Here is a 7,672-nt window from a genome sequence, read left to right on the forward strand (position 1 = left end):
ATCAAAAATAATCCCAACCTAATTAAACAAAACATCATGATTTTTTGATTTCCATTATCATATCTGTTCATTTTTAGTATTGGCCTAGTCGCGAATATAGCTGTTTGTGTTGAATCCTATTGTTTATACCACAATAAAAAAACCACTCATAGTGTGAGTGGCTTTTGCAGTAGAGGTTAGTTACAAACTATCTCGGATAAGTTTCAATCTAAACCCAGAAAACCACCGGTTTGGTGAGCCCAAAGCTGTGCATATATGCCTTTAGCGTCAATGAGTTCTTGGTGGGTTCCTTGCTCAACAATACAGCCTTTATCTAACACAATTAGCCTATCCATAGCTGCAATCGTCGACAGTCGATGCGCTATCGCTATCACTGTTTTGCCTTCCATTAATTCATACAATGATTCTTGAATCGCGGCTTCAACTTCAGAGTCGAGCGCTGATGTTGCTTCATCAAGTAATAAAATGGGCGCATTCTTTAGTAATACTCTTGCAATGGCAATGCGTTGGCGTTGGCCACCAGATAGCTTGACTCCGCGCTCACCAACTTGGGCATCGAGTCCTTTGTTACCAAATGGGTCAGTTAAATTATCAATAAACTCTGCTGCTTGTGCTTGAGTGATAGCAGCTACTAGTTGCTCGTCACTGGCATGTGGATCGCCGTACAAAATGTTTTCACGAATTGAGCGATGCAGCAAAGATGTGTCCTGGGTAACCATACCAATGTTTGCCCGTAATGAGTCTTGGGTAATATCTGTTATAGGTTGGTCATCAATGAGTATTTGGCCTTTTTCAACATCATGAAAACGCATTAGTAAGTTTACTAATGTCGACTTTCCTGCACCAGAACGTCCCACTAAACCGACTTTTTCGCCAGCTTTAATATTCAGGTTTAGCTGTTCAATGACTCCAGCTTTTTCGCCATAATGAAAACTCACTTGGTTAAAATCGATTTTACCCTGATCAACAGTAATGTCTTTGGCGTTGGGTTTATCTTGAATCGCAATCGGTTTCGATAAAGTATTCATTCCATCGGTAACGGTACCAATGTTTTCAAATAGCGAACTGATTTCCCACATGATCCACTGTGACATACCATTTAAACGAAGGGCTAAACTTACAGCAATGGCAATTGCGCCAACCGTAATCGCATTGTCAGCCCATAACCAAATAGATACCGCAGCGATAGTAAACGCCAACACGTAATTAATGATTTGTACTAAGACATTAATGATCGTTACCAGGCGCATTTGGCCGTAAACAGTTTTTAAGAAATGTGTCATGCTGTCTTGAGCATAGTCAGCTTCTTGGGTGGTATGTGAGAACAGTTTTACGGTAGAAATATTGGTATAACTGTCAACAATACGCCCGGTCATGGTTGAGCGAGCATCGGCTTGCTCTGTGGATATCGCCTTTAACTTTGGCACTAATTTCCACTGAATTAAGACGTAAGCAGCCAACCATACCAGCATGGGCAGCATCAGGCGCACATCTGCAGCGGCAATCATCACTAGCATCGAGGTGAAATAAACCAAGATATACATGAGAACGTCGAGTAATTTCATCACCGTTTCACGGACCGCAAGCGATGTTTGCATAACCTTAGTGGCTATTCGTCCGGCAAAGTCATCTTGATAAAATGAGATGCTTTGTTTAAGCAAATAGCGATGTGCTTGCCAGCGAATCGCCATGGGGTAGTTGCCCAATAGTGTTTGATGCACGATAGACGCATGCAGCCAGACAATCAGCGGAATTACCACTAACACAAGCACCGACATGATGATTAATGTTGTACCTTCATCTTGCCATAAGGTTTGCGGGTTTTTGGTCACTAACCAATCGACTAATTTGCCCATAAACCCAAAGAGCGAGACTTCCAACATCGCCAATATGGCCGTTAGTACCGACATCACAATTAAAGGTAACCCAAATCCGCGGGTATAATGGCGGCAAAATGCATACAGGGTATTGGGGGGCTGGGTCGGCTCTTCTTGTGGCAGTGCTTGGGTCAATGATTCAAAAAATTTAAACATCTAATGCTCTAACGTAATGGTGAAAATTCTGTTGACTAGGATAACGTAAATCTACCAAATGTAATCGGTTAAATTGTTACATTATACGAAACGATTGAGTTCCGTTTTCCGCTAGTCGTGGTTGTTGTGTTTAGGTAAGATAATTACTCAAATACGCAGTGCACTGAAAAAGGTTCAGTTTTTCTATTGCACTTGACTAAAGTCAACGAGGCTAACGGAATTAATGGTACAGATTAACAGCGATTGCAATATTACAGCTCAGATCTGCCAGCAGGCGAGATTGAGTCGTGATGCACGCTTTGATGGTCAATTTTTTACTGGGGTACTTACCACCGGGATCTATTGCCGCTCAATTTGTCCCGCCCCAGCGCCCTATGAAAAAAATGTTCGTTACTTTGATTCTGCTATAAAAGCGGCGAATGCAGGGCTCCGGCCTTGCCTGAGATGTCGACCAGATAGTGCTCCAAGCTCCTTTGCGTGGTTAGGCACTCAAACAACATTAATGCGAGCCATCAAGTTAATTGAACAAGGCTTTTTAAGTGGCGACAACGCTGGAACTGTCGAGTCGTTGGCACAAAAGCTCGGCATTAGCAGTCGCTATCTACATAAACTCTTTAATCAAGGAATGGGGACATCGCCTAAACGCTTTGCGTTATATCAGCAGTTGATGTTTGCTAAACAGTTATTACACCAAACACAATTATCAATGACTGAAGTTGCTATGGCTGCAGGCTTTAATAGCATCAGGCGGTTTAATGAATTTTTTAAACAACAGTTATTGTTAACCCCGAGTGATTTGCGCCAAAAAAGCCGAGGTTCAACGGACGACACTCATCCTTATAACGATAACCAAGTGAGAACTTACATTAAACCAATTACATTAGCATTATCTTACCGACCGCCTCTGAGTTGGAGTAAAATGTTAGCTTTTTATGCATTTCGTCAAGTCGACAATATGGAAGTTATTGACGATGAATTAGGTCGTTATGGTCGAACATTTTCATTTGATGGGGTTGACGGTTTTTTTTATGTTTCGCCTAATATCGATAAACCCCAGCTGGATGTGAGTATTTACTTACTAGATGCTAACGATATTAAATCATTACATCATATTGTATTGCAGTTACGGCGTATGTTCGATTTAGATGCTGACATGGTCGTTATTCGCCAAGCATTGTTACCCATTATTACATTAGGAGCTCAAATTGACTCTGGCTTGCGTATTCCAGCCACGGGCAGTGTGTTTGAAGCTGCTTGTAGAGCTGTGTTAGGGCAACAAGTGAGTGTATTGCAAGCGACTAAGTTATTAAATTTACTGGTTAAGCATTATGGTACAACACTTCTCATTGATGGTAAGACTTGGCGATTATTTCCGACGCCAGAAACTATTGCTGCAGCATCATTGGATGAACTAAACATGCCTGGTGCTCGAAAATTAGCATTGAATGCTTTGGGGAAATTTGTACATCAACATGCAGACTCAACACCTGACGACTGGCTTGAAGTAAAAGGTATTGGTCCGTGGACTGTCGCGTACGCTAAGATGCGCGGCTTAAGTGATCCAGATATGTTTTTGAGTTCTGATTTAGTTATCAAAAAGCGCTTGTATGCGTTACATGAACAGGCGGGTCAATCCATTGAAACACCAAAATCATATTTAAGTATTGCTGCTGATATGACAAAACAAGCATCACCTTGGGGCAGTTACTTAACCTTTCAGCTTTGGGATCACGATCCTGTCGCTGCCAAAAACGGATAATTTTATGACCCATTTTACGTCGCCTAAGTGCCATGCCTTAGTTACAAGTCCTGTTGGCTTACTGTCGCTTAAAGCATCTGAGCATGGATTAACCCATTTACAGGTTGAGGATCTGGCTCAAAGGAGTTTAACGGTAAACGTTCATGCTCAAGTTGCTTTACCGCAAAGCGATATCGAGCCTGATCGCGCTATATTACTAGAGGCGCAGCGCCACATTGATGAAACTGTGATTCAGTTAGCTGAATATTTCGCTAAGACAAGGCAACAATTTGATGTGACCTTAGCGCCGAAAGGGACTGTGTTTCAACAAGAGGTTTGGCAAGCATTGAGTCAGTTGCCATTTGGAATGCGTTGCAGTTACAGTGATATCGCTAATACCATAGGTAGGCCTAAAGCGGTCAGAGCGGTAGGTGCAGCAAATGGCGCCAATCCGATAGCGATAATTGTCCCTTGCCATCGCGTGATAGGCAAGGGCGGCAAGCTAACTGGTTATGCTTATGGGCTTGAGATGAAACAGTGGTTACTCGACTTAGAAGGGATTGAACAAATTCGTTAATTTATCTGACTGCTGGGGTAAAGTACGTTAAAATGCGCGATTGATATTCATTTTTTGAGCGCATTTGATACATGACCCAAGCTTCTCTCGCGACGACTTTTGCTGAATTTGGCCTGCATACTCCATTGTTGGCAAGATTGGCTGAGCTTAATCACCTTCAGCCGACCCCTATTCAAGCTGAAACTATTCCAAGCACGCTAACTGGTAAAGATTTACTAGCAGGTGCCAATACCGGCTCGGGTAAAACAGCTGCTTTTGCGCTACCGATATTGCATCAATTAGTCAGTCGTCAAGCTGTATCATCTAAAGGAAATTTTGTTAGTGCGTTAGTTTTAGTGCCTACAAGAGAGTTAGCCAAGCAAGTTGCCGACAGCTTTAAATCCTATGCGGTTCACTTAAATGGTGACATTAAAGTGGTTGCGGCCTTTGGTGGTGTGTCTGTTAACACTCAGATGTTAGCATTGCGCGGTGGTGCTGATGTCGTGGTCGCAACACCAGGTCGTCTGCTCGATTTAGTTTCGTCTAACGCATTAAAGCTATCTCAAGTGTCAACTTTAGTGCTTGACGAAGCTGACCGTATGTTAAGCCTAGGTTTTACTGAAGAGCTTACTCAGGTGCTTGACTTACTTCCTAAGAAAAAACAGACGCTATTGTTTTCTGCCACTTTCCCTGATGAAGTTCGCCAACTAACGCAAGCGCTGCTAGTCAATCCGCTTGAGATACAATTACAAAGTGCTGAAGCAAGCACCTTAGTTCAGCGTGTCATGACGGTTAATCGTGAAAAAAAGACTGCCTTACTGGCTCATCTGCTTCAACAACATCAATGGCGTCAAGTGCTCATTTTTGTCGGCGCTAAAAATAGTTGTAATCATTTAGCTCAAAAATTAGCTAAACGTGGTATCACTGCTGAAGTCTTTCACGGAGATAAAGCGCAAGGTGCGCGAAGTCGAGTATTGGAAGGTTTTAAAGCCGGCGAGATTCAAGTGCTCATTGCAACAGACATTGCTGCCCGTGGTCTTGATATTGAAAAATTACCAGTGGTAATTAATTTTGACTTACCGCGCAGTCCAGCAGATTATATGCATCGAATTGGTCGAAGTGGACGTGCAGGAGAGGTCGGTTTAGCGTTGACCTTGCTGTCCCATGATGAGTATCATCACTTCAGTGTTATCGAGAAGAAGAATCAGATCCGCCTTGAGCGTGAACAAGTTGTTGGATTTGAGGCTGATGATGTAGTGCCCGAAAACGTGCTGGAACAACCTAAGCCAATGGCTAAGCCTGAAGGCAGTCGTAAAAAGAAACGTAAAAAGTTGTCCTCAGTTAATGTTGATATTTGGGCTAAAAAACCAGATTAGTAGTAGGTAATATGAAATATATTTTTTGGTTAGTTGATGGACAAGTTGCAGGTCGTAGTGGTCCAAACAAAGATGCATGGAACTTAGCTGAGTTACAGCAAGCGGGTTTCGGTGCAATTGCATCATTAAACAATGGTGAAGGTTGCGACACTAAGGCCATGGCAGAGTTAGGTATTCGTCATAAAGTATTTAATTTACCTGACAATATTCCACCTGAGCCTGAGGATTTAGCCATTTGTGCTGAAATACTACCTCAGGTACTCGCATTTATTCGTGAGTGTGAAGCTGATAATTTACCTGTGTTACTTCATTGTCGTTCAGGCATTAATCGTACTGAAGTGGTAATGGCTTATTACATGATGGAAAATGGTGCTGCGCCCTTACATGCCGTTAGTCAAGTGCGTAATGCCAGTGGTTTAGCGTTTGATGCTGATGGTTGGGATCAGTTTGTGTATGACGTGCTCTACGAGCTCCAATCTGCTTCAAACTAATTGAGTTAAATTTAAATATTGCATCAGGGAGACAATAGATGAGATCAATCATTGATTTCATCTATGTCTCCCTTCGTTGTTTTAAAGGGCTTAGATCAGCGTAAATATTTATGCTCATGAGTCATTTGATATATATTTTAGGCAGTTATGTCAGGTAATGCCTATAATGTGAATTGTCACACAGCATTTAGCTATTTGAAGTTTACGTTATTTTTTGAGCTGCCTTTTCCGTTGCATATAGACTAATCGTGGTGACAAGAGTATTGATAGCAATAGTCATTTGCGGCAAGCGGTTAACGTAACTTGATAACTCGGTAATATTTATCAAGAATTAATGACAAAAAATGATGTATTGAAGCGTGATCGCAATCGGCATTATATCAGTGCTGACTATTATTAGGTGAATTGCTAATTTTGTGATTTGTAATGCTATTTGTAGATAAATGACGATAAAAGCTAGTCTACATATTGCCAATAAATGCTATAGTGAAGTTGATTTCAGTCTTCAGATGAAGGGGTAATAATGAGTCCTAAAATAAGCAAAGCGAATCAATCACAGGGGCTGTTGCTTTTTAAGTTGAATCAAACACAATTATTTGCCTTGGGTACTCTAAAAATTCGTGAACTCGTACCGTATACTCCTTTAACTAAAATCCCGCATTCTCACCCTGCTATTCTTGGCGCGGCGACGATTCGTGGTATGACTATACCGGTTATTGATATGGCGGCTTCTATTGGCTATAAACCTGTGAGTGAATCTGAGCGAAAAGATTGCTACATCATCATTACCGATTGTCAGCGAATGGTCATTGGTTTTCTGGTGCGTGGCATTGATAAGATCATTGAGTGTAATTGGCGTAATATTGAGGCGCCTTCTGGCAACTTAGGCAAAAATGCCTTTTTAACTGGTGTCACTCGTTTTAATGATCAATTAGTGCAATTACTTGATGTCGAATTGTTATTATCGAAAATATTCCCTGATGATCCCATTAGTAATCGAGCAATATTAACCGATGTTCAACGTGAAAAATTATCACCATTGCGTATTTTGTTGGTGGACGATTCCAAAGTTGCCCGTAAACAATTATCCGATGCTCTGGACTCCATTAATATAGCGTATCAAGTTACCGCAGATGGCCGTGATGCATTGCAAATGATGCAGCTAGCCGCCGCAGAAAGAAAACCTATCGACTTATTGGTAAGTGATATTGAAATGCCAGGTCTAGATGGTTACGAATTAGCCTTCGAAGTTAAAAATAATCCGGCAATTGAGCATGCATATATTATTCTTCATACCTCATTATCGAGTGAAATAAGTGTTAGCCAAGCCAAGCAAGTTGGCGCAAATGAGGCATTAACGAAATTTGATGCTAAAGAGCTGATTGAAGCAATGCTTAGAGGCGCACAGGCATTACAACCAAGTTAATGGTGATATTTTTTGATATTTATTCATTTTTAACATGGTTAACAATTTTGTA

The 7,672-nt window shown here is 41.5% G+C and carries 6 protein-coding genes; 5 read left to right on the forward strand and 1 reads right to left on the reverse strand.

Translation table 11 applies throughout. From position 1 onward, the window contains the following. Positions 1-203 precede the first annotated feature (203 nt). A complete protein-coding gene (locus H5185_RS20180) occupies positions 204-2,033 on the reverse strand; it encodes an ABC transporter ATP-binding protein (RefSeq protein ID WP_182742994.1) in 1,830 nt (609 codons plus the stop codon). Positions 2,034-2,256: 223 nt separating this feature from the next. On the opposite strand from H5185_RS20180, the gene H5185_RS20185 reads away from it, so the two are divergent. From H5185_RS20185 to H5185_RS20205, 5 genes are all read left to right on the forward strand, one after another. Next, positions 2,257-3,792 carry a DNA-3-methyladenine glycosylase 2 family protein gene (locus H5185_RS20185; protein ID WP_182742995.1) on the forward strand — a complete coding sequence of 512 codons (1,536 nt, stop codon included), beginning with the start codon at positions 2,257-2,259 and terminating at the stop codon, positions 3,790-3,792. Between the two features lie 4 nt (positions 3,793-3,796). Next, positions 3,797-4,348, forward strand: a complete 552-nt coding sequence (locus tag H5185_RS20190) for a methylated-DNA--[protein]-cysteine S-methyltransferase (RefSeq protein WP_124016286.1) — start codon at positions 3,797-3,799, stop codon at positions 4,346-4,348. A gap of 71 nt (positions 4,349-4,419) precedes the next feature. Next, positions 4,420-5,703, forward strand: a complete 1,284-nt coding sequence (locus H5185_RS20195; RefSeq protein WP_182742996.1) for a DEAD/DEAH box helicase — start codon at positions 4,420-4,422, stop codon at positions 5,701-5,703. Positions 5,704-5,714: 11 nt separating this feature from the next. Continuing rightward, positions 5,715-6,194 carry a dual specificity protein phosphatase family protein gene (locus tag H5185_RS20200; protein WP_182742997.1) on the forward strand — a complete coding sequence of 160 codons (480 nt, stop codon included), beginning with the start codon at positions 5,715-5,717 and terminating at the stop codon, positions 6,192-6,194. Positions 6,195-6,717: 523 nt separating this feature from the next. After that, positions 6,718-7,620 carry a chemotaxis protein CheV gene (locus tag H5185_RS20205; protein ID WP_124016289.1) on the forward strand — a complete coding sequence of 301 codons (903 nt, stop codon included), beginning with the start codon at positions 6,718-6,720 and terminating at the stop codon, positions 7,618-7,620. The last annotated feature ends 52 nt before the right edge of the window (positions 7,621-7,672 follow it).

Source organism: Shewanella sp. SG44-6 (genome assembly GCF_014164185.1).
Classification (GTDB): Bacteria; Pseudomonadota; Gammaproteobacteria; order Enterobacterales; family Shewanellaceae; genus Shewanella; species Shewanella vesiculosa.

Excerpts from the sequence above, each read along its gene's own strand:
- H5185_RS20200 (WP_182742997.1), top strand. The coding sequence starts at position 5,715 with ATGAAATATATTTTTTGGTTAGTTGATGGACAAGTTGCAGGTCGTAGT.
- H5185_RS20205 (WP_124016289.1), top strand. The coding sequence starts at position 6,718 with ATGAGTCCTAAAATAAGCAAAGCGAATCAATCACAGGGGCTGTTGCTT.
- H5185_RS20180 (WP_182742994.1), bottom strand. The coding sequence starts at position 2,033 with ATGTTTAAATTTTTTGAATCATTGACCCAAGCACTGCCACAAGAAGAG.
- H5185_RS20195 (WP_182742996.1), top strand. The coding sequence starts at position 4,420 with ATGACCCAAGCTTCTCTCGCGACGACTTTTGCTGAATTTGGCCTGCAT.
- H5185_RS20185 (WP_182742995.1), top strand. The coding sequence starts at position 2,257 with ATGGTACAGATTAACAGCGATTGCAATATTACAGCTCAGATCTGCCAG.
- H5185_RS20190 (WP_124016286.1), top strand. The coding sequence starts at position 3,797 with ATGACCCATTTTACGTCGCCTAAGTGCCATGCCTTAGTTACAAGTCCT.